The following is a 23,491-nucleotide window of genomic DNA, read 5'->3' as shown; positions in this document are numbered from 1 at the left end:
CCTCCCCGCTATACTGGGGCACAGTACCCCTATTGCTTCTGGGATTTTCTAGAGAGTGAGAGGCCTATTCTCCAATCTATTACTTGGGGTCATTTTCCTACTAATCTGGCCGCATTTCTTCCTGATGCAGTTTTATTTTTGGCTATTTCGCCGCGAGTTGCCCAACAGCCTAGAACTGGGAGGGTTGTTTATCAAGCAGGTAATAGCAGCGGGAACGGGTCTCGGTTTTCTGGTTAGTCTCGCTGTTGGGTTGATCCTATTACCGTGGCTGCGGCCAGAGATGGGTCAGGGATGGCGCTGGTTAACCGCAGTGGGGATTTATGTCCTCAATTCCTTGCTTTGCTTTGAACTGGGCTATCGCTGGGGTCAGCGGGAAGCAAAGCGTTAATAGCATGAGGCGATGCCTTAAGGTTTAGCCCTGCGCCAATGCAAACAGGCTTTGTGTTGAGTGTGTTCTCTCTATAGGAAAAGGACTGTAATATACATTGGTTGTTTATGCGGTTGCGGCAGCGCAATGATTAAAAACGACGTCTGGATTCGGGCCATGGCTGCCCAGGGTATGATTCAGCCCTTTGAACCCGCCCTTGTGCGGCGCGTGGCGGAGCAGCCGGTGATTAGCTTTGGTCTTTCTTCCTACGGCTATGATATTCGCCTCAGCCCTAAGGAGTTTCGTATCTTTCGCCATGTGCCGGGAACAGTAGTGGATCCTAAAAACTTTAACCCGGCAAATCTGGAGTCTGTGCCTCTGCATGAGGATGCCAATGGTGCTTTTTTCATTTTGCCCGCCCATTCCTATGGCCTTGGGGTGGCCCTAGAACGCCTACAGGTGCCGGAAAATGTCACGGTGCTGTGTATTGGTAAAAGCTCCTATGCCCGCGCGGGGATTATTGCCAACTTGACACCGGCAGAAGCGGGCTGGCGTGGCCACTTGACGTTGGAATTCTCGAATTCCTCTAGTGCCGACTGTCGCATCTACGCCAATGAGGGGGTCGTGCAGTTGCTCTTTTTTGAGGGCGAACCCTGCGATGTGAGTTATGAAACACGGCGGGGCAAATACCAAGATCAGCCGGAGGCAGTTACATTGGCGCGAGTTTGAGTTAGTTGCTGCAACAGTCGCTGGGGGCCGCAGTAGCCCCATTGGTAGCCTTGCTGAAGGTAGGGATGCAGTCGGCGGCGAATTTGTTGATAGCCCCAGAAGATGACTCCCCCCTGCAGGAAGACGGTGGTATTGACTCCCCAGAGTTCACTGCCAAAGGTCAAGCCCTGCCAACTGGAGAGATAAATTGCCGCATACCACAACAAGACAAACTGACTCAGACTCGCAAAAGCCGGCAGGGGAAAGGGCAGGGCATAGACTTGGCACGCTTTGCGGATGTAGGCAAGGGTGCTGATCATCGCTAGTCCTACATCGAAAAATCCCCCCGGCAGCAGCAGGCTACCCGCCACCTGTACGGCTAACCAAGACCATGCCGACGTGTCTTGAGTGCCCAGAGCCGCTCCCAGACTCTGCTCAACTTGACTGGCTTGGTGGAGAATTCGCTGGGCACGGGCGCGGGGGGCTTCCTGTTGTAACCACTGTTGGAGAAGCTGGCGCAGTTCTGGAATGCCCTGACCCGTTGTGCTGCTCACAGCAATCCCTTCGGCCCTTGGTGGGTAGAGATCCGTCTTGGTGAAAATAAGCTTGTAGGGAATGCCAAGGGTGTTCAGGCGATCGCGGGCTTGGCATTCGACAGGAGTGAGATTTTCTTGGGTGACAAAAAGGACAAGATCGGCCGTCTCAACCACCCTCCATGCCATGTCTTCCCGCTGGCTACCGGCCACTTCATCAAGACCGGGAGTGTCTGTAAGATCGACGATTTGATCCGGACAGTGCCAGCGAACCGTTCGCGGCCATTGAGTCGTTCCAGGAATGGCGCCCACCGGAAAAATCGCTTCCCCATAGAGGGCATTCAAAAGGGCGGACTTGCCGCGGCTCACTTGACCAAGGACAACAATGTGCCATGCCCGCTGCTGGAGGCGATCGCGCAGATCATAAAGGGACTGCCATTGGGCACTCAATTGCGGATGGTGTGCCTGATGCCACGCGATCAGCTCCTCTAGACATTTGGCCGTTACATCGAGGAGGGGGAGGCTACTCACGGCGGAAGAGCGACCAGTTAGAGGCCACCACTAAAGCAACAGCAGCAATGAGAACCACCGGTAATGGAATTACCCACTGTTGCAGGTGCAATACGGCTTCAGTGAGCAGAAAGAGGAGGATAAAGCTGGCGATCGCAATCTCCATAGGCTAGCGACGGCGAGGCGGTTCTTCTAAAAAGAGGGCCTTTTGACCATTGGGCAAGGTGGCATTCCTCAATGTCTGTACCCGTGCTAGGCGATCGCGCCCCCCCAGCACTGCATCCTTTAGCTGCGTCCCCACAAGAATCGCGCGATCCAAACGGGTGATCAGCAAACTTGCCCCCGTGAGGTTGGCATTTGTCAGATTAGCCCCTGTCAGATCCGCGTTATTGAGAATGGCACCGCTGAGGTTGCCACCGCTGAGGTTAGCACCGCGTAAATTGGCGGCATTGAGGTTGGCGCCCCGCAGATCGGCGCCCTGCAGATTCCGACCCCGCAAGTGGGCATAGCTGAGATCACAGTTGGGGCAGTTGCCCGTGCGGCGTAGCTGTTCTAAATGGGCAGGATTAGCGGCCCAAGCAGGCGCACCGATCAGGAGCAGGAAAAGGGCAGAAGCCACCTTAGCAATCATCACACTCTCTCAACGGCGTCTATAACGAACATCCTAACCTAGGCAGGCTGCACCAGATTTTCTAGACCCTCCACCACCTTGGCCGAGAGAATCTTATCCCCTTGGCGCAATTGTCGCAGAGTTTCTTGCCCCTCTACCACATAGCCAAAGACAGCATAGCGACCATCTAAAAGATTTAGCCCGGCGGGCGTCAGTTCAGGCTCAAAGAGCAAAAAGAAAAATTGCGACGAGCCGCCATTGGGATCGTCAGCGGGACGAGCCAAGGCAACGGTGCCATAGGCGGAAAAGGGGAGCACGGGGTGTTCTAGGTAACGCCCTGCATCTTCAAGGGTAGTCCCATAGAGGGGATACTTGTCGCCCTCCACCAGAATTTCAAGGGGAATAGTGCGGTATTGATTGGTTTTGGGATCAACAAAACCCACCTCCGGCCCCGGCGGATCCCCTGCTTGCAGCACGTAGGATTCCTCCGCACGGGTAAAGGGCAAGCCATCGTAGAAGTGGCGTTGCACCAAGTCCACAAAGTTGCCAGCAGTCAGAGGAGCGCTGTAGCCATCCACAACAATCGTGAGGTTGCCCTTGGTGGTTTCCATTTCCACGGTGGCACGACCCAGCAATCGCGGCAGGTTTTCATAGCCCTTGGGCGGTGTGTAGCTAAAGTGTTGTACCATCATGGCCTCCAAGTCCCCCACCTTGTCGAGGGCGGCCGCTTTGGCGGGCAAGAGTTGGCTGCGATCTTTGGCTTTGGCGGCTTCTTGGAGCGTCTCAAGGGCGGTCTCTAACTCCGCCAACAGGGCTTTGGCCGCTTCTTGCTTCTCCGCAGGAATACTGCTGAGGAGTTCATCGGCGCGATCGCGAATAATAGCTTTCGCTTTGCTGACATTGTTGGCAATTTTTGACCACTGCTTGCCCCGTACCCAAAAAGAAATTTGTTCTAGATCCTTTTGCAGTTCTCGTACCGTTGGATTGTCAATCGGTAAGGCCCAACGCAGCAATGCTTTGGGATCGGTAATGGCATTCCCCTGGGGCAAGGCAGCAATTAAGGGCTGTTCAACGGGCAGCGCGATCCCCAAGGGTGGCAGCAGGAAGGTGCCCAACCAGAAAAGAAGTATCACCAGAGGCACTGGCCAGCGTGTGCGTCGTTTCACCATTTCTTCCCATCACTGTCTCCCCTCAGTGTATCGGACGGGGCGATCGCCCTCCAAGGGAGAGCTTTTCCTTTATATTCTATGCTAGGTTAAAAATTATGAAATGATCATGAAAGATTGCTAATTATGCGTGGTCTGAGTTGGTTACTGGTGGGAGTTCTCTTGCTGGGGGGGTGTACAGCCCCTAGGCCGGAGAATCGCCAAGCAACCCCTCCAACTCAACCCAATAGGGATGAACATCCCTTAGTCCTGACCACGTTCACGGTGCTGGCGGATATGGCGCAGCAGGTGGCGGGCGATCGCCTGCGGGTGGAGTCCCTAATGAAACCGGGGACTGAAGTCCACAGCTATGAATTTACCCCCAGTGACCTTGTGCGAGGACAGCAAGCGGCTCTGATTTTAGAAAATGGCCTTGGCCTCGAACGCTGGGGCGATCGCTTCTACAGCAGTCTGCCCAATGTTCCCCGCATTACGCTTACAGAAGGCATTACCCCCATTCCCATTCAAGAGGGTGCCTACCGCGGTCAAGCCAATCCCCATGCGTGGATGTCGCCCCAAAATGCCTTGATCTATGTTGAGAACATTCGCAAAGCCCTGACAGCCCTAGATCCCGCCGGCGCCGAGACCTATGCCGCCAACGCCGCAGCCTACAAAGCCCAAATTCGCGCCCTAGATCAACAGCTACGGCAAGCCCTCACTGCCCTTCCCGCCGACAAACGCTACATCGTCACCTGTGAAGGCGCTTTTTCCTATCTTGCGCGGGACTACGACCTGAAGGAAGTGTACCTTTGGCCCCTAAACGCCGAGCAGGAGGGGACGCCCCGCCAGATGACGCGGGTGATTGACATGGTGCGGCGGAAACAGATTCCCGCGGTCTTTTGCGAAAGTACCGTCAATGCCGCTCCCCAACAACAGGTGGCACGGGAGTCTGGCGCGACATTTGCTGGCATTTTCTATGTGGATTCCCTGTCACCCCCTGAGGGCAATGCCCCCACCTACCTTGACTTGCTCAAGTACAACATCAACACCCTGATTAACGGTCTCACCGAGAGGACAGCCTCATGATTTCTAGCCCTGCCATTGATTTAGAAGAGGTGACGGTGGCCTATCATCGCCATGTCGCCCTCTATGGCGCAACGCTGCAACTGCCTGCCGGCACGATCTGTGGGGTGGTGGGCATGAATGGTGCTGGCAAATCCACCCTTTTCAAGGCAATCATGGGGTTTGTCAAGCCGATTCGAGGTCAGGTGCGCATTCATGGATTACCCCGACAACAGGTGCAACGGCAGTCCCTTGTGGCCTATGTGCCCCAAAGTGAAGATGTAGATTGGCAGTTCCCTCTGCGGGTTTGGGATGTGGTGATGATGGGGCGCTATGGCAAGATGAATTGGCTGCGCCAACCGCGAGCCAGCGATCGCCGGCGAGTACGCGAAAGCCTAGAGCAGGTGGAACTGTGGCCTTTGCGCCACCGCCAAATTGGCGAACTCTCCGGCGGCCAAAAGAAACGGATGTTCCTTGCCCGTGCCTTTGCCCAAGAAGCCCAGGTGTTGCTGTTGGATGAACCCTTTGCGGGCGTGGATGTGAAAACGGAGAAACTGATGATCGATCTCCTCATGGCGGAGCGGCAGAAAGGGCACACGATTCTCCTTTCCACCCATGATCTTTCCTCCGTGAGCACCTTTTGTGATCAGGTGGTGCTGGTAAACCGCAGCATCTTGGCCTATGGCCGCACCCGTGAGGTGTTTACGCCTGAAAATCTCGCCCGCGCCTTCGAGGGATCCTTGAGGATCCCCCCCCGCTGGGACTAACCCCGGCGAATTGGCGTGCCACAGGGATAGGTGGCGAGAGGCACTTCAGTGGGCAGCTCTTTCACCTTGTGCTGAAGTTGCGCTTGCAGATAGAGTTGCTGCAGGCGTTCCACCATTTCCTGCCGCCGATCGTAGAGTCGTTTGTGGGGACGGGGTTGACAGCGATTGAGGCAGTAGGCAGTGAGAATGGGCAGAGCAATCGTGCTATCGGTATAGCAGACCACCGCATCCCGCAGCCCTTGGGGATCCACCTTGCCCCAACTGACGGCTTCACTGGGCACGGCTCCTGAGAGGCCACCTGTATCCGGACGGGCATCGGTAATCTGGATAAAGTAATCGTGCCCCCGTTCCTCTAGCCCCAAGACTTCGTGGATTTGCGGCTGGGTTTGCAGCAGGAAGTTTTTCGGACTCCCCCCACCGATAATGAGAGCAGCACTCTTGCCATGTCCCTCAGCGGCTTCGCGGGCAAAGTAGGCAATGGCGGCAGTTTCGTTAACATCAATGGCGGGGTCAATGATGAGTTTTGAGCCTTCAAGGGCGATCGCCGCCACATTCATGCCAATGGAGCTATCGCCGGGGGACGAGGTGTAAATGGGCACGCCACACTCATAGGCCGTTGCCAGTAAACAGGAATGGGCTTGCCCCCGCTGCATTTCTAGTTCCCGAACATAGCGCCCTAGGTGGTAGTGAAACTCGGCTGTGCCCATGCGGCGTTGGAACGTTTCACTGCGCAGCACCTGCCGCAAAAAGGCATCGGTTTCAAGGAGCACATCGTAGTCAAAGATAATGTCATAGATGCGGATTTTGCTTTCCTTGCGCAGTTGCACATCATCCACAAAAGGATGCGCCGCATAGAGATCCATGCCAAGGGCATAGTGAATATCGTGGTAGAGGTTTGCCCCAGTGCTAATGATGTAATCAATGAAACCTGCGCGCACTAAAGGTGCCAAGGCTGAAATACCCAACCCCGTGGGGGTCATCGCCCCTGAGAGGCTGAGGCCAACCGTCACCTCCGGCTGGAAAACCCGCTGGCTTAGCAGTTGGCAGATTTCCCGCAAGCGTGCCGAGTTGTAGGCCGTAAAGTACTTATCAATCAGTTCTGTTAAGCTGATGTTGTCGGGAATGGGTGCAGGGGTAATGGGGGTAGCAAATGCAGACATCGGTCGTTCCTCGCAAGCTAATTCCCCAGCAGCTAGAGCCGCTCAGGCAGGAACGTTCCTCACCAGAGCATGACCTAACCCGCTGAAGAGTGTGGGGTTGGTTTGAGTTGTCAAAAACTTGAAGGGCAATAACAGTGATTAACACGCTCAGCACTTCTGATCGACCCAGTTCACACAGAGGTGAACACTTGCAGGCCGATCAGCTCATACTCGGCCCTTCGCAATTATCCACAACCGAGAGTGCAGGGATGGCTGCTCGCCGCTGGCGCAACCCCATTTCGAGATACCAAGTGGTGATGTTGGGATAACCCATCAACGTCAATTGTTTCACTGTTGACAAGTCCCATGCCCTTAGATTACGAGATCACTATAGCACTTCGTTACCCAATTTGCCGTGCGCGTTGCCTATTATGCTTTTGCTGCTTGCTTCAGCATCTTCCTCATTCTCTACCTTTTGCGGGGAATCGGTTGGCTGACAATGCTGCCGGGGGGAATTTTCTTGAGCCTCGTCATTGCCAGCTGGTTTACAGGGCTTTGGTCGGTTTTCACATTCTTGAAACAGCGTTACTAGCCTTCTCACGGTGGATTTTTCTTTGCCGACGGATCTATTCAGGTGGGCAAACCCCTGATTTTTGCGTTGGATCCGCCGGAGTCTCTCTGGGAGCGGGTTTGAGCATTTTTAGTTACCTCGTAGAAAATAATTTACCCCCCCTTGCAAGGCATCCCTCGGAACAGGGGGTTGCAATCCGCTCAGGGAGAGGCTACATTGAAGATGCTCCTGCTTCCCTTCGGGAAAGCTGATTAAATGAAAAGGAAACAACTTGCGCCAGTGACGGCAAAGTTTAGGGGTGGGGGCTGGCAGCCCCCTAGGTTAACGGCAGGATAATTAAGGGCTACTTGAGGATGCCAAAGTAGTAGGCAGCAACCAAGAAGTTAATGGCCAGTAGTAGGACTGCCCAAAAGGTACGGAACGCATAGGTGGGTTTTGCAGATTTTGTTGCCATAGTCAACATCCTTTTCTGGACAAGGGCAACCCTATTATACGCTACGGCGATCGCCTGCTCCGAATAGGTGTGGCAACATGCTATACTACGGTCATTGCGGGCAAAGCGGGAAGCGTTGAGCCTGAACAAATTTAATTCGCCGCTTCCAAGGGGGCGAAAGATTGTTAGAGTATATTTTTAAGGCCGCTGGTTCGTTATAGGAATTTTGGCTTATGTCGAGTGCATTGTCTGTTACCGATGCCACCTTTGAAGAAGAAGTATTAAATAGCGATATTCCTGTATTGGTGGATTTCTGGGCACCGTGGTGTGGGCCGTGCCGCATGGTGGCACCCGTTATTGATGAGATCGCCAATGAATATCAGGGCAGAGTTAAGGTTGTCAAAGTCAATACGGACGAAAATTCCAAGGTGGCGACCGACTTCGGCATTCGCAGCATCCCGACCCTGATGATTTTCAAGGGTGGCCAAAAGGTGGATATTCTAGTGGGTGCTGTGCCAAAAACAAAAATTGAAGCGACGCTTCAGCAGTTTCTCTAGGGTAAATTGGCCACTGCTGCTATGGTTTCGGTTGACTCAGCGATCGTCATCTATGTCAACGGCACTCCTCACACCCTGAGGCGATCGCTCACAATTCCAGAACTTTGCGATCTCCTCAACATTCATCCCCGCCTTGTTGCCATTGAATACAATGGTGAAATTTTACATCGGCAGTTTTGGGAAACTACCTCTGTGCAGGCGGGCGATCGCTTGGAAATTGTAACCATTGTCGGCGGTGGCTAATGCGCTGGTGGCGGTGGCCGCTAATTGCGCTGCTGGTTGTGCTGTGCCTCCTCAGCCTGGGGAACTGTGCTAGCCTGATTACGCCGCGCGGCAACCAGTTAGTTACTGCGGTTACCTCAGACCCGAAAACCTTTAACTACGCCCTGAGTCAGGAATCTCCCAATGTCTTTGGTTACCTCTACACAGGGTTAGTTCAAGAAAACGGCCTCACGGGTGAACTGGAACCTGCCCTTGCGGAGTCTTGGGAAATTAAGCCAGAAACCCGCGAAATTATTTTTCAACTCAAGCCAAATCTAAAGTGGTCAGACGGGGCGCCCCTCACCAGTGAAGATGTGGTCTTCACCTACAACCAGATTTATTTCAATCCAGAAATTCCCACGAGTAGCCGTGATATTCTCCGCATTGGCCAGAAAGGACTGCTGCCTGAAGTCACTGCGCAAGGCGATCGCCAAGTAACATTTAGGCTACCGGAACCCTTTGCACCGTTTCTACGCAATACCGGCTTGCCCATTTTGCCTGCGCATCTGCTGCGGGACGCGGTACGGGAACGGGATAGCCAGGGGCGCTTGAAGTTTCTCTCGATGTGGGGCACAGACACAGACCCGCGGCAAATTGTCGGCAATGGTCCCTTTGTGATGGATCGCTATGTGAATAGCCAGCGGCTGATTTTTCGACGCAATCCCTTCTACTGGCGATCGCCCCTGCCCCATCTGGAACGTTTTATTTGGCAAATTGTGGAATCCACCGACACCGCCCTGCTGCAATTTCGCTCAGGCAGTCTAGATTTATTTGCCGTCACGCCGGAGATGTTCTCCCTTCTCAAGCGGGAAGAAAAGCGCGGCCAGTTTCGCATCTACAATAGTGGCCCTAGTCCCAACACCCTGTTTCTTTGCTTTAATCTCAATCGCGGTCGCCGCAATGGCAAGCCACTGGTGGATCCAGTAAAGTCCGAGTGGTTTAACGATGTGCGGTTTCGTCGAGCCGTAGCCTATGCCCTCGATCGCCAGCGGATGATTAACAACATCTACCAAGGTCTAGGCGCTCCCCAACATTCCACTATTCCAGTCCAAAGCCCCTTTTACTTCTCTCCTGAGCAGGGGCTGCCCACCTACAGCTACGATGTGGCCAAAGCCAAGGCATTACTGCAAGAAGCAGGCTTTCGCTACGACAATCAAGGACGCCTCTTTGACGCTAAGGGGAATCGTGTCCGGTTTTCCCTGATAACGAATGCGGGCAACAAAATCCGTGAGGCGATTGCGACGCAAATTCAGCAGGACTTGGGGGCGATCGGCATGCAGGTGGATTTGCAGTTTTTGGCCTTTGGCACCCTCGTGGATCGCCTCTCCAACTCCCTAGAGTGGGAAGCCCATATTCTCGGTTTTACGGGCGGTGGCAATGAACCCAACAGCGGTGCCAATATCTGGCGGGTGGATGGCCTGTTGCATACGTTCAATCAGCAGCCCGCCCCCAATCAACCGCCAATTACGGGTCGGGTTATTGCTGACTGGGAGCAGCGGATCAGTGATCTCTACATCCAAGGGGCGCAGGAGTTGGACTTGGAACGCCGTAAGCAAATTTACGCCGAAGCGCAACGACTTGCTCAGGAATATCTCCCCTTTATCTACTTGGTCAATCCCCTCTCCCTCACCGCCTTTCGCAATCATGTGGTGGGGGCAAATCCTACGGCACTGGGCGGTGCCCTGTGGAACCTCGATGAGCTTAAAGTGCAAATGGCAGCGGATTAAGCCTCTTCAGACTCCGTTGGCAGTTCGCTCGGCTTGTTTTCTGTGGCCAACTGTGCCTTGGCCTGTTGCCAGAGGGCTTCGAGTTCCTCTAGGGTGTAGGTTTCAAGGGGGCGATCAATCCTCGCCTCAATGCACTCCAAGCGTTGGATAAAGCGTTGGTAGGTCTGCTGTAGGGCGTTGATGGGATCCAGTTGGCACCAGCGGGCAAGGTTAATCACACTAAAGAGTAAATCCCCCAGTTCGGCGGTTTGTTGCTCTGCATTTCCCTGGAGGAGTGCTTCCTGAAACTCCGCTAACTCCTCATAAAATTTCTCCCATGCACCACTAATGGTTGGCCAATCTAAACCGGCGCGACTGGCTCGCTCCCCAATTTTCATACCCGCCATTAGGGGGGGGAGTGTACGGGCGTAGCGTTGCAGCTTTTGACTTAGCGGGACAGATTCCTCACTGCCTTTTTCAGAGGCTTTGATCTGCTCCCATTGGGCGCGCACCTCTTGAGGGGTGCTCAGGTGGAGGTCGCCAAAGACATGGGGATGGCGGCGGATGAGTTTATCGGTAATTCCTTGAATGACTTGGGCGAGCGTAAATTGCTTGGCTTCCTCGGCCAGTTGACTCTGGAGAACCACTTGCAGCAGCAGATCCCCCAACTCTTCGGCGATCGCCCCTTTGTCGCCCTCTTGCAGCGCATGGACAACTTCATAGGCTTCCTCCAGAACGTAGGGAATGAGACTGGTGGGTGTTTGCTGTAAATCCCAGGGGCAGCCCCGCTCAGGATGGCGCAGTTCGCGCACTACATCAATTAAGCGCTGAAATTGCACCAGGGCTTCTGGCATAGGGGGTGGCACATAGAGTTGGAGCGGGCAGGTGGCCTCCGTCAGTTCTGCCAATTCCCCCAGCGTCAGGCTCGTACTGTGGTGTTCGGCATCAATGAGTGTTAAGGGTGTTTCCAAAGGCCAGTGGCGGCGCAGGTGTTGTGCCAAGCGGTGGGCGATCGCCAGCGTCGGAATTTCTGTAATCAAGCCTCCCTGAGATAAGTCTGTTGCCTCTGCCAAAACAGTTGCCGCTGACAAAACAGTTAGGGGCATAGCCATAGGAGAAATCACTAGACGCTGGATCACGGTTGTTTGCTTATCATCGCCAATTTTCTGACATTAATGCTAGGGGGCTTCTCTGCTTTGTCTGCAATCCACCGCCTTTGGAGTAAAACGAAAGGAAGGATTTAGACTAAGTGTAAAGAAACGTTTCTTTAGGTTAATCATGGCAGATTTTCTTTTGCGAGCAACGGCTGCGGCTGAAGGTATCCGTGCCGTGGGGGTGATCACCACTCAACTGACTGATGAAGCCCGCAAACGCCACCAACTCTCCTACGTTGCCACGGCTGCTTTAGGACGCACCATGGCCGCTGGCTTAATTCTCGCCTCTAGTTTCAAACAGCCCCAAGCACGGGTGAATGTGCGCATTCAAGGCAATGGCCCCCTAGGAACGATTTTCGCTGATGCCGGCGCCGATGGCACGGTTCGCGGCTATGTGCAGTATCCCAGGGTTGAACTTCCCCCCAATGCTAAGGGCAAACTAGATGTGGGGGCGGCGGTTGGCCACCAAGGTTATCTCTACGTCATCCATGATCTGGGCTATGGCTATCCCTACTCCAGCACCGTGGAACTGGTCTCCGGAGAAATTGCAGAAGATGTCACCTACTACCTTGCCACCTCAGAGCAAACCCCCTCAGCCCTGATGTTGGGCGTTTTTGTTGAAGAGGCTGGAGTGACTGCCGCCGGGGGGCTGATGTTGCAGGTGCTGCCTAAAGCTGCCAAGGATGAACACCTCATCGCGACCCTGGAAGAACGGGTGGCCAATCTCAAGGGCTTTACACCGCTGCTCCAAGCAGGGCAAACCCTGCCGGATATTTTTCAGGAACTGCTGGGGGATATGGATCTGCAAATCCTTCCCCAGCGGCAAATGGTGCGGTTCCACTGTGGCTGTTCCCACGAACGGATGCTAGCGGCACTCAAGCTCCTAGGGGAGGCAGAATTAAGGGATATCCTAGCCACAGAGGCGAAGGCAGAAGCCACCTGTCAGTTCTGTAATGCCGTCTATTGGGCGGATCGGCCGATGTTGGAGCAGTTGATTGCGGAGTTGGCCACTGCCTCAGTCTAGCCGTTGTATCTGAGGAGTTTGCGTCATGTCCGGTGTGGTTGCGACTGCCCAACCCCCTTTGCATTTTCTACCTCAACGATTTAGCTATCCTGTTTGGTGGACAGTGGCGCGACTCCTGCCCTTTTATATCCGCTATGGCTTAGGTCTCAAGCGGGTGGAAGGGGTGAATGTGGAAACCCTTGCCCACTATTATGAGCAGTTTCAGCAGGGAAAGGTACGACTCCTCATTGCCTTTCGGCATCCCTGTACAGATGATCCTTTGGTGATGGGCTACTTGATGTGGCATCTCCTGCCGCAAACAGCCCGCCGGTTGGGTCTTCGGCTGCGCCCCCCCACAAATGGTTATTTTCTCTACGATCGCGGGATTCCCCTCTGGGCAGGGCAACAGATTGGCTGGCTCTTTTCACGGCTAGGGGGGATTTCAATCATGCGCGGTAAGCTCGACAGCCAAGCCCTGCGATCGGCACGAGAATTACTGCTGGAGGGACAATTTCCCCTAGCAGCAGCTCCGGAGGGGGCAACGAATGAACACAACGAACTAGTGGCTCCCTTGGAGCCGGGCGTGGCGCAACTGGGGTTTTGGTGTCTGGAAGACTTGACCAAGGCCGGGCGATCGCTCCCCGTGGTCATTCTGCCGATTGGCATTCAATACACCCTCATTCAGCCTTCGTGGGAACGCATGGCAATGCTGATGGCACAACTGGAGAACCGCCTTGGCTGCCCTGCAAGTTCTCACAGTGCCCAGCCCGAGGATCTCTACGGTCGCCTCCTGAATTTGGCGACGTACCTTTTAGATCGCTTAGAGACCTTTTATGCCACCTCCTATCGCCAAGCGTTTCCCGAACTGCCACCCCTTGATTCTGCCAATGCAGAATTAGCGGCACGAATTCAGCGACTTCTCAACAGTGCCCTTGCGGTAGCAGAGTCCTATTTTGGTCTTAAACCCAGTGAAGACTTTGCCAGCCGCTGTCGGCGGATTGAGCAGGCCGCTTGGGAACGCATGTTCCGCGCTGACTTGGCACAACTGTCCTCCGTAGAACGCTGTTTAGCCAATTGGTTGGCACAGGAAGCCAATGTGCGATTACGCCATATGCGTCTTGCAGAGCGTTTTACCTCGGTTACCGGGAGCTATGTGCGGGAAAAACTGACAATCAACCGCTTCGCGGACATTGTGCTAATCCTCTGGCGCACCTTCGATTGGCTGGAAGGAAAAAGTCCCAACGTGAACCGCCTGGTGGGACAGCGGCAAGTGCGCGTCAGCGTCGGAGAACCCCTCAATTTGCAGAACTATTGGTCTTTGTATCGTCGCGATCGCCAAGGGGCACGACAAGCTGTAAAGGAAGTCACCGATCAGATTCGCCAACAATTTGAAGCCCTGATTGTCCCCACAGATTCTTAGACGGATTCAAAGCGAAGGTTCAAGTCAAACCCAGGCGCGATCGCCCCTCTTGAAGCCGCTGCAGTGCCCCGAAAAGATTACTCATCGGTTGTTGGGCAGCATGTTTCGGGCAGGTCACATCACAGTATCAATCGCGCCCGCTTCCCCGCCGCCCGGTGACGCAGGGAATAATGAGGGCATCCCAACGGGCACGATGGGTGGGTGCTCAGATTACCGGACCCCCTTTAGGCACTTGCACCTCAAGGTGACGAAAATACCGCTGTAGGAGAATATCCCCCAGCAAACGGTACATCAATGCGGTGAAGAGAGGGGAAATGTGGGGCAATGGGGATTTGGCAGCATGTCGCCTCAGGCGTGAAGGGTGAGCCGGCTGTGACACATGAGCACAAGACTAGGGCGAGACCCCAATCTGGCCAGGGATGTCAAACCGGTTTACAAATTAGCAAATTAAGCTTCAGTTAATTATTGGCAATACTGAGAATCCAAGTGCCCACATAGCGCATCAAGGGAATATCCCCAGGCGAGCCAATGCGTGCATTGAAGTAGAACATGCCGCCATGGTTGGGGTTGCGTACATTGTTGAGAATGATTTGAACAGGTTCCCCAGCGGGAATCACTTCTGCTGGCACGATGTCAATGACGCGGTTATCCCGATCCACCGTTACCTCCGCTAGGTTAATTTTTCTGCCTAGCTCGCGCCGAAATTGGAAAAAGCTATTCCCTCGACTGCCCCCCACTCTGACCTCAATTCCCTTGGGATCAATAATGCCGTTGTAGTAGTCAGGGTAGGTGATGTTAATGCGGTTAATAGCTACTTTTTGCTGACCAAGGCGCAGCCAATAGCGATCGCCCATGAAACCGGGCGTCCCATAATCCAAGTGGTATTGCAACTGCTGCCGTCCACTGGGGCCTTCTCCCCATGTAAACGTAAACCCTTGATTTGATTGGGCACGCACAAGGGCTGGGGTCACAAGACCAAGGCTACACCCCAAGACCATAAGAGCCGGCAGGAAACGTTTCACCATAGATAACCCTATTACGACACACCACAGCTACCTAACCTTCAGACGGGGAGGAGTCGCTCAACGTTCCCCTACGGATTAGTCTGCTTAGTATCCTAACGGCAAAAATACACCATTGCAAAGAAAAGTTAAACTTTACGAGGCTCTTTCCCTAGTTTCTGGGCTGCTGCACAAGTTGAGCAAAGAACCCACCACGACTGGTCACATTGGAGAGGGCATCCTTATCGGTCATTTGCACCGCCACAATTTCTGAGGTAAGCACAGTTAACTTCTTGCCCACCTGGCGATCGCACGTCAGTTCGAGGACAGTCGGGGTACCGGTGGCCATGGCCTGCTGAATTTGTTGATAGACTGCCGTTGCTGCCGCACTTTCCTTGCGCTCAATGCTGACGGGCATGGGAACATGACGGAGGATCAAATCAATTGTGTACATTGTGCTCCTTCTTCCTCAAACACGGGGAGTAATATTCACTGTAAAATGCTCTGACTAGAAAATTATCGCTGCCTCAACGCGCTAGTCCACTGCCGATGGAGCGATCGCAACAGGGGCACATCCACATAGGTTGTCCAGCCCACCTCACCGCGGATCACTTGAAAGGGGTAGTCGGGTTCCCCTAGGCAATCCAAGACAAGTGCTGCATCGCGAAAGTCATGATCCTTGGTGTAGTCGGTGATCGTGATAATGGTTGCTAGACCACTCGCAGTGGCTGCCTGAATCCCATTGGCCGAATCCTCAAAGGCAAGGCACTCCTGCGGTGAGAGGCACATTTTCTCAAGGGTGTAGAAGTAAATATCAGGCGCAGGTTTCTTTGCGGGCACAACATCCCCGGCGGCAATCATCTCAAACCAACTCACACCATCAGGAGCAAGGGCATTTTCAAGGAGGGCGGTAACATTGGCGGGGGTGGTGGTGGTAGCGATCGCCAAACGGAATCCTACTTCACGGGCTTCGGTCAGCAATCGTTTTACCCCCGGTCGCAGAGGAATGGCTCCTTCCGCCAATAACTCCGTATAGTAGCGGGTTTTGGCCTTGTGCAAATCGGCAATCAGGGCATCCAAATTTTGCGGACGGGGCCAATCGGGGCGAAAACGATCCAGATAATACTTGATCCGCTCCTTGCCCCCTGCCACCGCCAGCAGTTGGCCATAGAGGGGAACATCCCACTCCCAATCCAGACCCGCCGCCGCAAAGGCTTTATTGAAGGCAACGCGATGGCCATCCCGCTCGGTATCGGCCAGGGTACCATCCACATCAAAAATCAGGGCTTTCAGATCAGCCATGGGGAGCCATCATCCATCCCTCTACGGGGAAAAATTAATGGAATGACTGTAATTTTACCAGTCGTGCTCGCACTGCTTGATCATTGGTGACTGGTTCACGGAAATGCCATGTTTCCTCAGGGCCAAGGCCATAGACCTGTACTGAGACGGCTCCGACCTGCTGCCCCCCCTTATCCAAGAGTTCAAAATCTGCCTGAACCATGCGAAACTGCTCTTCACTGTAGTTTTTGAGAACACCCACAATAAACGGTGCTCCCCCCTCAATATGCCACTTGAAGTCCGCCATGGTTACGCCCTGTTGCGTAAGGCTACCACCAATCAACTGCTGCATCCGTTGTTGTTGCTGCCACCGACCGAGATGGTAGCTAAAGATCACCAGTAAACTCACAACTCCGGCGGCGATCGCCACCACCCAAGGAGCTGAGGAAGCATATACAGGGGTAGCTAGAGCTGGGTTAGGCAGGCGCAGATCGATGACCTCTTCCCAATCAGGTTTAGGCGAACCTTGAATGCGGCCAATAATTTTAATGCGGGCAATGTCATCTAGGTGAAACTGTCCCAAGCGCGACTTGAGAAGATTCACTAAGGCAGAATAATGGGCAACAGTGCCGGGGGGTTTGTTCAAAACAATGTTTAATTGGTTGCGAAACTGATTTACTTGGACAACAACGGCGTGTTCTGAAAGCACATCCTGAAGTGTTTCGCGAATTTGCTCAACTTGTAGTAGCCCCATGTCCGCAACCCCTAGTGTGTAGCAATAGAATCGCCTTCTGCGAAGCCTTTGGGAAGCGGTAGCGGTACCGCCCTATGTGCCAGTGTACACAAAGTTCTATGAAGCAAATTTGTGAATTCACCGTGGTTTACCGGCCTTGGTGAGCTGCTCACAGCGATCGCAATGACCACAACGCCATTCGGCTGCCTCAGGGGCAAAACCAAAGGCTTGGAGGAGAAACCGCCAGCGGCAGCCGCGGTAGTAGAGAAACTCTTGCATTAATTGTTCCTGCGTCGCTTTGGGCAGGGGTGGCACCTGTGTTAGGGGTTGACGGCAATAGTGAAAGGGATCCTGCCAGCGCAGGGCACCCTGTTGATGCAGGAGTGCCAATGTTAATTCCACCTCAGGCCACTGTTGCCGCAGTTGTTGAAGATTGCCCCTGAGGGGCAGAGACGCCTGAAGTGCCATGGCGCGATTGTAAGTGTCTTGACTGTGGCGCTGAAAAAACTGCCAACGCTGTTGATCTTCGCGATCCAAACCCCAGCGATCGCTCACCAGAGCTAGGGCTTGAGCCGGCTGACCATCTCGCCCAGCGCGTCCTACCTCTTGGAGATATTCACTGAGTTGCAGGGGCGGTTGATAGTGGCAGATCCAACGCACATTGGGTTTATTGACCCCCATACCAAAGGCATTGGTACAGACCACAAAGGGGAGTTTGTCCTGCAGCCAATCCGTCTCAATTTGGCGTCGCTGTGCTGCTGGCAGTCCGCCATGGTAAGGGGTGGTGCGGTATCCCTGCTCCTGTAGCCAAGTGGCTAGGGTCTCACAGTCGCGGCGGGTGCGGGCATAGATCAATCCAGAGGTTTTCCCCTGCTGCTTGAGAAATTGCTGGAGGCAATGGCGGCGATACCCCCGACTCCACACAGAACGTACAGTTAAATGGAGATTGGCACGATAGGGGCTGTGAATGATCTGCACAGGCTGCTCTAGACCTAAAACCTCAATGAGGATGCGTTGGGCATTGGAATCGGCAGTGGCCGTAAAAGCAGCGATCGCCAGCCGTGGGTGGTGCGGTTTGCATTGACGCAGAGCAGGTCGCACTGTTCCTAAGCGCCGATAGACCGGCCGAAAGCGATCGCCCCACTGGACAAGGCAATGGGCTTCATCCACAATCAAGCCATTGAGCCACACCTGGGATGAACAGAGGTGTTGCCAAAGGGGGTTAGAAAATAGCGACTCTGGGGAGAGATAGAGCAAACGGTAGTCCCTAAGATGTGAGAGAATCTGACGTCGTTGACTGCTGGGCAGTTCACTATGGTAGGCTGCGGCAGCAAGACCCCGTTGCCGCAATTCCCCCACTTGATTTTCCATGAGCGCAAGCAGCGGCGAGATCACCAGCGTCAATCCCCCTTGAAGGAGTGCTGGCAACTGAAAGCAGAGACTTTTGCCCGCTCCGGTGGGGAGGACGATTAAGGCATCCCGCCGTTGTAAGAGTGCTGTCATCACCTCGGCTTGGGGCGATCGCAACTCAGAATAGCCCCAGTATTGGCGCATCGCAGCCCGTATGGCCGCCAAATGGGTATCGGACATTCACCGGCTCAAGCTGGGAACCAATTTTCGAGCAATCCAACTGTTGCCCAAAAAGCGGCACAGTCTCCTAGGGATAGCTAGAAGAGTCAATTTAGAATAATTTTAAGCAAGACACTCTATGATGCCTAGGGGCTTTTAGACCTGTCACTGTTGCCGAAGTGTAAAACGCTTATGGAGATAAACCTATGGGCATGAAACTTGTGCCGCTGGTATGCGTGGCAATGCTGGCAGCGATGGTCGCTCCGGCAACTGCCCAAAGCCGCCGCCAACCCATTGATCCCCAACAATTGCCTATAACTCAGCCTACCTTGCCCCAAGCTTTTGAACGCGTTGATGGCAGTCAAGGGTACTGGCAGGATGAGTCGATCGCTGGCGATGCTTCTTTTGTGTTCGGTGCGCCCACCTATCGCGATAATGACATCATTCATCGGGCGCGGCGAATCAACTATCTCTCCACCGATGCCTGGTATCAGCAAAGTAGTCAACCCCCTATCCGCACCCGCGATCTCGATAGTCCCTTCTGCACCTCGATGTATGGCACGCCCTTTCCTTGCAATTTGATGGTAGAGTCACCACTACCCCCCCCGCAGCAGCCCTTGTTTACCCCCCCACCCCCCCCTGCAGTCGTGCCGCCTCCACCAGTACGTGCGCTGTATTGAAACTTGTGGGATAAAGTTAGCAATGGGGGGCAGCGCCCCCTTTTTTAGGACTTGAACGGCCGATCGCCGAAAAACTATGGCACCTGCTATGGAGTTCTATTAAAATAGATTGCAGTGTTAAATAATGCGTTAACAAATTTTTCTTTTCTTAAAAGTGTTCCCATTGAACTATTAGGCCAGCTTTATTTCACTTATTATTTGCGATCGCTGTGCCTATTACCTTTGACCTCTTTCTATGCAGTAGTTTCTTCTTTACTACCCTGAATGGCTATAAACTTTACTCTATAGAATCTATACAACCTGCAGACAACTCCAACCGCTATTCATTGTTGTCCCATTACACAAGTCATCTATAGGTTCTCCCTATTATGCTTCCCCATCAAGAACGACTCTCAATTTTCATCGATGGGAATAACATGTTCTATGCCCAGCAAAAAAACGGCTGGTTTTTCGATCCCCGTCGTGTTCTTGAATTCTTCACCCGCGATCCCAACATCGTATTGGTCAATGCTTTTTGGTATACCGGTATCAAAGATACCCAAGATCAACGCTCGTTTCGCGATGCCTTGATCAACCTTGGTTATACCGTGCGCACAAAACTGTTGAAAGAATATTACGATGAAACCCTCGGCAAGTATTATCAAAAGGCTAATTTAGATATTGAAATCGTGATTGATATGTTTAACACGGTCGGCCAGTACGATCGCGTCGTTCTTTTTAGTGGCGATGGTGATTTTGAGCGGGCGATTGAACTCTTGCGCTCCAAAAATACCCACATCACGGTTGTTTCCACCGAAGGAATGATTGCCCGTGAACTGCGCAATGCCACCGATCGCTACATTGATCTCAATGAGATTCGCCCCTTTATTGAAAAAATTGACCTGCAAAACGCCAACTAAAAAGCGCATCCAGCGATCGCCAGATGCGCAAGTAACTGAAGTGTTGTCTAAAATTCCTAGAACAGACCTAGGGTTAGGGACTTATCCAAAGGAAGAGTAGCACCAATACCCAGCCACAGCGTCACCAATGTGCCAAAGAGGAAGACCGTCATGGCTACCGGACGGCGGAAGGGATTTTGAAACTTGTTGACGCTTTCAATGAAAGGAATTAGCATCAAGCCCAAGGGAATCGAGGCATTTATGAGGACGCCCAGCAGCTTGTTGGGCACTACCCGGAAAATCTGGAAGGTGGGATAGAGGTACCACTCCGGCAAAATTTCCAAGGGGGTGGCAAAGGGATCCGCCGGTTCACCGACCATGGCAGGATCCATCACCGCCAGACCAACCACAAGGGCGATCGTGCCCATAATTACCACCGGGAAGATATAGAGCAGGTCATTGGGCCAAGCAGGTTCGCCGTAGTAGTTGTGACCCATGCCTTTCTTCAGTTTTGCCCGCAGCGCCGGATTCGTTAAATCAGGCTTTTTCAAAACTTTTGCCATAAATCAATCGTTCTCCTAGAGGTTCAGCAAGGGGGAGATTATCTGGAGCATAACAAGTGGAACCGCCGAAAATAGCAGGCTCTGTTACATTTCTTGATGCTAAGCTTACAGGGGACCCGAAATGCCCTGTTTGCGAATCATCAGGAAGTGCATCAGCATAAAGACGGCGATTGACCAGGGCAGCACAAAGGTGTGCAAGCTATAGAAGCGAGTGAGGGTTGCTTGACCAACACTTTCACCCCCACGTATTAGTTCCACCAGTTGATCGCCCACCACGGGAATCGCCGCAGGGATACCGGAAACAATTTTGACCGCCCAATAGCCCACTTGATCCCAAGGCAGGGAGTAGCCCGTGACACCAAAACTGACGGTAATCACCGCCAAAACCACACCCGTTACCCAAGTGAGTTCGCGGGGTTTCTTGAAGCCACCGGTGAGATAGACGCGAAAGACGTGCAGAATCATCATCAACACCATCATGCTGGCGGACCACTTGTGAATAGAGCGGATCAACCAGCCAAAGCTGACTTCATTCATGATGTACTGCACAGAGGCAAAGGCTTCAGCCACGGTGGGTTTGTAGTAAAACGTCATGGCAAAGCCCGTGGCAAATTGGATTAAAAAACAGGTGAGAGTGATACCACCTAGACAGTAAAAAATGTTTACATGGGGTGGTACATATTTGCTGGTAATGTCATCGGCGATCGCCTGAATTTCCAGGCGTTCCTCAAACCAGTCGTAAACTTTGCTCATAGGTAATGATTAGTCCTGCGAAACCGCTGCTTTCTTTGAAAAATGTAACACAAGCGCCCTCAGACTTTCCACATTGAGTTAGAGTCCTTTTCCCATGGAGGCACGCCCTGAAAACGGGAAAACGCAGAGGTTGATCTCCCCTTGATAGATCCCATACTTATAGACAAGGGCTGCACAGCCATTCTCAGGTTGATTGGTGCCCCCCACCGTTCGATAATAAAGTCTCAACAGCTTCAGAATTGCCACTTGGGGCTGTATCCTCACATTCCCTTACTCACAAGACCGCTTGGGAGGCTTTGAGATGAATCTGCTGAAGAAACTCTTTGGTGCTATTTTCGGCCTATTCGGGGCGATCGCGAAACTCTTTGGTTTGGGCAAAAAGGGCGAATTCTACATTGAATTAGACGAAGGCAAAGCTGTCCCTGCTACACCGGCAACCCCTACTAAAGCGGCGGAACCTGCTCCTCAACCCGCTCAGCCCGTTGCCGCAGCACCCACGCCCATCCTTACAGCTCCGGCAGAACCCACACCTACCCCTGTCGCCCCCAGTGTTCCCTACACCCGTTTTGCCCGTCGTCGGCCAGGTGCCAATATGGCTGCATTCTTGGATATGGCGCGGCAAGTTCGTCCCTCTACCTAGGAAAATTAATCCACAGAGCATTGGATACAAAGGGGCTGTTGATGGCGGAGTGCCGCATCTGGCTCCTTTTTTTGGGCTAAGCCATCGTCTCCGCGGATTGCAAGATGTCCCCAGTTGCAGTAGCATTCTGGCAAATTGTGAGGGTTGAGGGTAAATTCCTATGGGTCAACAGTCGTCGAGTGGATGGGCAGCCGTAAAGATTTTTGCAGGGTTACTCCTTCTCTTTACTGTTGGTGCCTGCGAGGCGGACACTACCACCACTGCCCCAACCGCTGAAGGACTGCGCATTGGCTCCCTATTGCCCTCAACGGGTGATTTGGCCTCGGTGGGAACCCCCATTGCTGAAGTGGTGCCCCTGCTGGTGGAAACGGTAAATGCCTGTGGCGGTGTCAACGGCAAACCTGTCACGCTCATTGCGGCCGATGATCAATCCAATCCTGCTGCCGGCGCTGAAGCCATGACCAAGTTGGTGGAGATTGACCGCGTCGCGGGCGTTGTTGGCTCCTTTGGCAGCAGTGTCTCCAATGCCGCCGCAGATATTGCCACGCGGGGTCGCGTCATGCTCATTTCCCCCGGTAGCACCAGTACCCTCCTGACAGAACGCGCCAAGAAAGGGGACTTTAACGGCTATTGGGCACGCACCGCTCCCCCTGACAATTACCAAGCCCAAGCCCTTGCCCAACTGGCCAAAAAAGAGGGGTATCAGCGGGTGGCCACGGTGGTGATCAACAACGACTATGGCCGTAGCTTTGAGCAGGAATTTACTCGTGCCTTCAAAGCCTTGGGCGGGACAGTCATTAATGAGGATCGCCCTACCCGTTATGATGAGCGGGCAACGACCTTTACAACCGAAGCCGCAGCTGCCTTTGGGGGTAAACCCGATGCCGTGGTGGCCATTGTGTACCCCGAAACAGGAAGTCTCCTACTGAAGTCCGCCTTTGAGCAAGGTCTGACCCAGAACGTGGCCATTCTCCTCACCGATGGTGTGAAGTCCGAAAGTTTTCCGGAGCAGGTGGGGCGTACCGCCGATGGCAAATACATTATTGCTGGCGCTAAGGGAACAGTCCCCGGTGCCAATGGCAAAGCCCTAAGCCGCCTACAGGAACTGTGGCGCACCCAAAAAGGCGGTGATCTCCCTGCCTTTGGCGCTCAGACTTGGGATGCCGCCGCTCTATTGGTTCTGGCTGCCCAGGCCGCAGGGCAGAATACGGGGGAAGGGATTCGCAGCAAAGTGCGCGATGTGGCCAATCCGCCTGGCGAAGAGGTGGATGATGTGTGTACAGCCCTAGCCCTCCTGCGAGAAGGGAAAGAAATCAACTACCAAGGAGCCAGTGGTAACGTGGATATAGATGAAAATGGCGATGTTGTTGGGATCTATGATATTTGGCAGGTTACCGATGACGGTAAATTAAAGATCGTTGGTCAAGTGAATCCCCAAACACCCTAA

28 protein-coding genes and 1 pseudogene are annotated in these 23,491 nt (G+C 53.5%); 13 read left to right on the top strand and 16 right to left on the bottom strand.

Annotation, left to right across the window (positions count from 1 at the left end; genetic code table 11):
• Nucleotides 1-124: 124 nt before the first annotated feature.
• Together Q0683_RS02550 and dcd are read left to right on the top strand one after the other, a co-directional pair.
• Nucleotides 125-388 (top strand): hypothetical protein, encoded by a 264-nt coding sequence (locus tag Q0683_RS02550; RefSeq protein WP_298976151.1) that lies wholly within the window; start codon nt 125-127, stop codon nt 386-388.
• A gap of 126 nt (nt 389-514) precedes the next feature.
• Entirely contained in the window at nt 515-1,096 is a 582-nt protein-coding gene (dcd, locus tag Q0683_RS02545; protein ID WP_298612656.1) for a dCTP deaminase, read from the top strand.
• On the opposite strand, the gene Q0683_RS02540 is transcribed toward dcd, so the two are convergent.
• The 4 genes from Q0683_RS02540 to Q0683_RS02525 are packed head-to-tail and all read right to left on the bottom strand — an operon-like array spanning nt 1,063 to nt 3,897.
• Nucleotides 1,063-2,139 (bottom strand): Era-like GTP-binding protein, encoded by a 1,077-nt coding sequence (locus tag Q0683_RS02540; protein WP_298617330.1) that lies wholly within the window; start codon nt 2,137-2,139, stop codon nt 1,063-1,065. The genes dcd and Q0683_RS02540 overlap by 34 nt on opposite strands.
• Nucleotides 2,132-2,284 carry a hypothetical protein gene (locus Q0683_RS02535; protein WP_298612662.1) on the bottom strand — a complete coding sequence of 51 codons (153 nt, stop codon included), beginning with the start codon at nt 2,282-2,284 and terminating at the stop codon, nt 2,132-2,134. Before Q0683_RS02535 ends, Q0683_RS02540 begins: the two co-directional genes overlap by 8 nt.
• A gap of 3 nt (nt 2,285-2,287) precedes the next feature.
• Nucleotides 2,288-2,749 carry a pentapeptide repeat-containing protein gene (locus Q0683_RS02530; protein WP_298976148.1) on the bottom strand — a complete coding sequence of 154 codons (462 nt, stop codon included), beginning with the start codon at nt 2,747-2,749 and terminating at the stop codon, nt 2,288-2,290.
• A 38-nt stretch (nt 2,750-2,787) separates the two neighbouring features.
• On the bottom strand, nt 2,788-3,897 hold the full coding sequence (locus Q0683_RS02525; protein ID WP_298612669.1) for a peptidylprolyl isomerase: 1,110 nt from the start codon (nt 3,895-3,897) through the stop codon (nt 2,788-2,790).
• A gap of 123 nt (nt 3,898-4,020) precedes the next feature.
• On the opposite strand from Q0683_RS02525, the gene Q0683_RS02520 reads away from it, so the two are divergent.
• Both Q0683_RS02520 and Q0683_RS02515 read left to right on the top strand, forming a co-directional pair.
• Nucleotides 4,021-4,959, top strand: a complete 939-nt coding sequence (locus tag Q0683_RS02520; protein WP_298612672.1) for a metal ABC transporter substrate-binding protein — start codon at nt 4,021-4,023, stop codon at nt 4,957-4,959.
• Nucleotides 4,956-5,702 (top strand): metal ABC transporter ATP-binding protein, encoded by a 747-nt coding sequence (locus Q0683_RS02515; RefSeq protein ID WP_298612675.1) that lies wholly within the window; start codon nt 4,956-4,958, stop codon nt 5,700-5,702. The genes Q0683_RS02520 and Q0683_RS02515 overlap by 4 nt, the downstream gene beginning before the upstream one ends.
• Here Q0683_RS02515 and speY read toward each other — a convergent pair.
• From speY to Q0683_RS02500, 3 genes are all read right to left on the bottom strand, one after another.
• Complete coding sequence (speY, locus tag Q0683_RS02510; protein ID WP_298612678.1) at nt 5,699-6,862, bottom strand: homospermidine biosynthesis protein; 1,164 nt, start codon at nt 6,860-6,862, stop codon at nt 5,699-5,701. The genes Q0683_RS02515 and speY overlap by 4 nt on opposite strands.
• A gap of 199 nt (nt 6,863-7,061) precedes the next feature.
• Nucleotides 7,062-7,193, bottom strand: coding sequence for a hypothetical protein (locus Q0683_RS02505; protein ID WP_255451698.1), 132 nt, complete (start codon nt 7,191-7,193; stop codon nt 7,062-7,064).
• Nucleotides 7,194-7,755: 562 nt separating this feature from the next.
• Nucleotides 7,756-7,875, bottom strand: coding sequence for a photosystem I protein PsaX (locus tag Q0683_RS02500; protein ID WP_366142510.1), 120 nt, complete (start codon nt 7,873-7,875; stop codon nt 7,756-7,758).
• A gap of 203 nt (nt 7,876-8,078) precedes the next feature.
• On the opposite strand from Q0683_RS02500, the gene trxA reads away from it, so the two are divergent.
• From trxA to Q0683_RS02485, 3 genes are read left to right on the top strand one after another with little or no spacing between them, the layout of a single operon-like run.
• Nucleotides 8,079-8,402, top strand: a complete 324-nt coding sequence (trxA, locus tag Q0683_RS02495) for a thioredoxin (protein ID WP_298612687.1) — start codon at nt 8,079-8,081, stop codon at nt 8,400-8,402.
• A gap of 21 nt (nt 8,403-8,423) precedes the next feature.
• Nucleotides 8,424-8,645: a sulfur carrier protein ThiS gene (gene thiS, locus Q0683_RS02490; RefSeq protein WP_298612690.1), complete on the top strand. Its 222-nt coding sequence runs from the start codon at nt 8,424-8,426 to the stop codon at nt 8,643-8,645.
• Complete coding sequence (locus Q0683_RS02485) at nt 8,645-10,390, top strand: ABC transporter substrate-binding protein (protein ID WP_298612693.1); 1,746 nt, start codon at nt 8,645-8,647, stop codon at nt 10,388-10,390. Before thiS ends, Q0683_RS02485 begins: the two co-directional genes overlap by 1 nt.
• Here the strand turns inward: Q0683_RS02485 and mazG are convergent.
• Nucleotides 10,387-11,481 carry a nucleoside triphosphate pyrophosphohydrolase gene (gene mazG / locus Q0683_RS02480; RefSeq protein WP_366142717.1) on the bottom strand — a complete coding sequence of 365 codons (1,095 nt, stop codon included), beginning with the start codon at nt 11,479-11,481 and terminating at the stop codon, nt 10,387-10,389. The two genes, Q0683_RS02485 and mazG, sit on opposite strands and share 4 nt — an antisense overlap.
• Nucleotides 11,482-11,647: 166 nt before the next feature.
• Between mazG and hslO the strand changes: the two genes are divergently transcribed.
• Together hslO and Q0683_RS02470 are read left to right on the top strand one after the other, a co-directional pair.
• Nucleotides 11,648-12,547, top strand: coding sequence for an Hsp33 family molecular chaperone HslO (gene hslO, locus Q0683_RS02475; protein ID WP_298612695.1), 900 nt, complete (start codon nt 11,648-11,650; stop codon nt 12,545-12,547).
• Between the two features lie 25 nt (nt 12,548-12,572).
• Nucleotides 12,573-13,946: a 1-acyl-sn-glycerol-3-phosphate acyltransferase gene (locus Q0683_RS02470; RefSeq protein ID WP_298612697.1), complete on the top strand. Its 1,374-nt coding sequence runs from the start codon at nt 12,573-12,575 to the stop codon at nt 13,944-13,946.
• Nucleotides 13,947-14,076: 130 nt separating this feature from the next.
• Here Q0683_RS02470 and Q0683_RS11010 read toward each other — a convergent pair.
• The 6 genes and pseudogenes from Q0683_RS11010 to Q0683_RS02445 form a co-directional block, all read right to left on the bottom strand.
• A pseudogene (locus tag Q0683_RS11010) lies at nt 14,077-14,238 on the bottom strand (1-acyl-sn-glycerol-3-phosphate acyltransferase); the annotation flags it as partial.
• A gap of 166 nt (nt 14,239-14,404) precedes the next feature.
• Nucleotides 14,405-14,971: a DUF2808 domain-containing protein gene (locus Q0683_RS02465; RefSeq protein WP_298976142.1), complete on the bottom strand. Its 567-nt coding sequence runs from the start codon at nt 14,969-14,971 to the stop codon at nt 14,405-14,407.
• A 148-nt stretch (nt 14,972-15,119) separates the two neighbouring features.
• Nucleotides 15,120-15,401, bottom strand: a complete 282-nt coding sequence (locus Q0683_RS02460) for a hypothetical protein (protein WP_298976140.1) — start codon at nt 15,399-15,401, stop codon at nt 15,120-15,122.
• Between the two features lie 62 nt (nt 15,402-15,463).
• Nucleotides 15,464-16,249, bottom strand: coding sequence for an HAD family hydrolase (locus Q0683_RS02455; protein WP_298976139.1), 786 nt, complete (start codon nt 16,247-16,249; stop codon nt 15,464-15,466).
• 34 nt (nt 16,250-16,283) lie between these two features.
• Complete coding sequence (locus tag Q0683_RS02450; RefSeq protein WP_298612709.1) at nt 16,284-16,982, bottom strand: FxLYD domain-containing protein; 699 nt, start codon at nt 16,980-16,982, stop codon at nt 16,284-16,286.
• Nucleotides 16,983-17,099: 117 nt separating this feature from the next.
• Nucleotides 17,100-18,551 (bottom strand): ATP-dependent DNA helicase RecQ, encoded by a 1,452-nt coding sequence (locus Q0683_RS02445; RefSeq protein WP_298612713.1) that lies wholly within the window; start codon nt 18,549-18,551, stop codon nt 17,100-17,102.
• Between the two features lie 185 nt (nt 18,552-18,736).
• Here Q0683_RS02445 and Q0683_RS02440 point away from each other — a divergent pair, with 185 nt between their 5' ends.
• Nucleotides 18,737-19,210, top strand: coding sequence for a hypothetical protein (locus Q0683_RS02440; protein ID WP_298612715.1), 474 nt, complete (start codon nt 18,737-18,739; stop codon nt 19,208-19,210).
• A gap of 368 nt (nt 19,211-19,578) precedes the next feature.
• Nucleotides 19,579-20,109 (top strand): NYN domain-containing protein, encoded by a 531-nt coding sequence (locus Q0683_RS02435; protein WP_298612717.1) that lies wholly within the window; start codon nt 19,579-19,581, stop codon nt 20,107-20,109.
• A 56-nt stretch (nt 20,110-20,165) separates the two neighbouring features.
• Here the strand turns inward: Q0683_RS02435 and petD are convergent, their stop codons facing one another.
• Nucleotides 20,166-20,651 carry a cytochrome b6-f complex subunit IV gene (gene petD / locus Q0683_RS02430; RefSeq protein WP_298612721.1) on the bottom strand — a complete coding sequence of 162 codons (486 nt, stop codon included), beginning with the start codon at nt 20,649-20,651 and terminating at the stop codon, nt 20,166-20,168.
• A 105-nt stretch (nt 20,652-20,756) separates the two neighbouring features.
• Nucleotides 20,757-21,404, bottom strand: a complete 648-nt coding sequence (gene petB / locus Q0683_RS02425; RefSeq protein WP_298612724.1) for a cytochrome b6 — start codon at nt 21,402-21,404, stop codon at nt 20,757-20,759.
• A gap of 301 nt (nt 21,405-21,705) precedes the next feature.
• On the opposite strand from petB, the gene Q0683_RS02420 reads away from it, so the two are divergent.
• Nucleotides 21,706-22,044 carry a hypothetical protein gene (locus tag Q0683_RS02420; RefSeq protein ID WP_298612727.1) on the top strand — a complete coding sequence of 113 codons (339 nt, stop codon included), beginning with the start codon at nt 21,706-21,708 and terminating at the stop codon, nt 22,042-22,044.
• Nucleotides 22,045-22,204: 160 nt separating this feature from the next.
• Nucleotides 22,205-23,491 (top strand): ABC transporter substrate-binding protein, encoded by a 1,287-nt coding sequence (locus Q0683_RS02415; RefSeq protein WP_298976135.1) that lies wholly within the window; start codon nt 22,205-22,207, stop codon nt 23,489-23,491.

The sequence above is a fragment of the uncultured Thermosynechococcus sp. genome (assembly GCF_938074695.1).
GTDB lineage: Bacteria > Cyanobacteriota > Cyanobacteriia > Thermosynechococcales > Thermosynechococcaceae > Thermosynechococcus.
The sequence above is the reverse complement of the archived record's forward strand: the minus strand, read 5'-3'. Positions and strand labels throughout refer to the sequence as shown.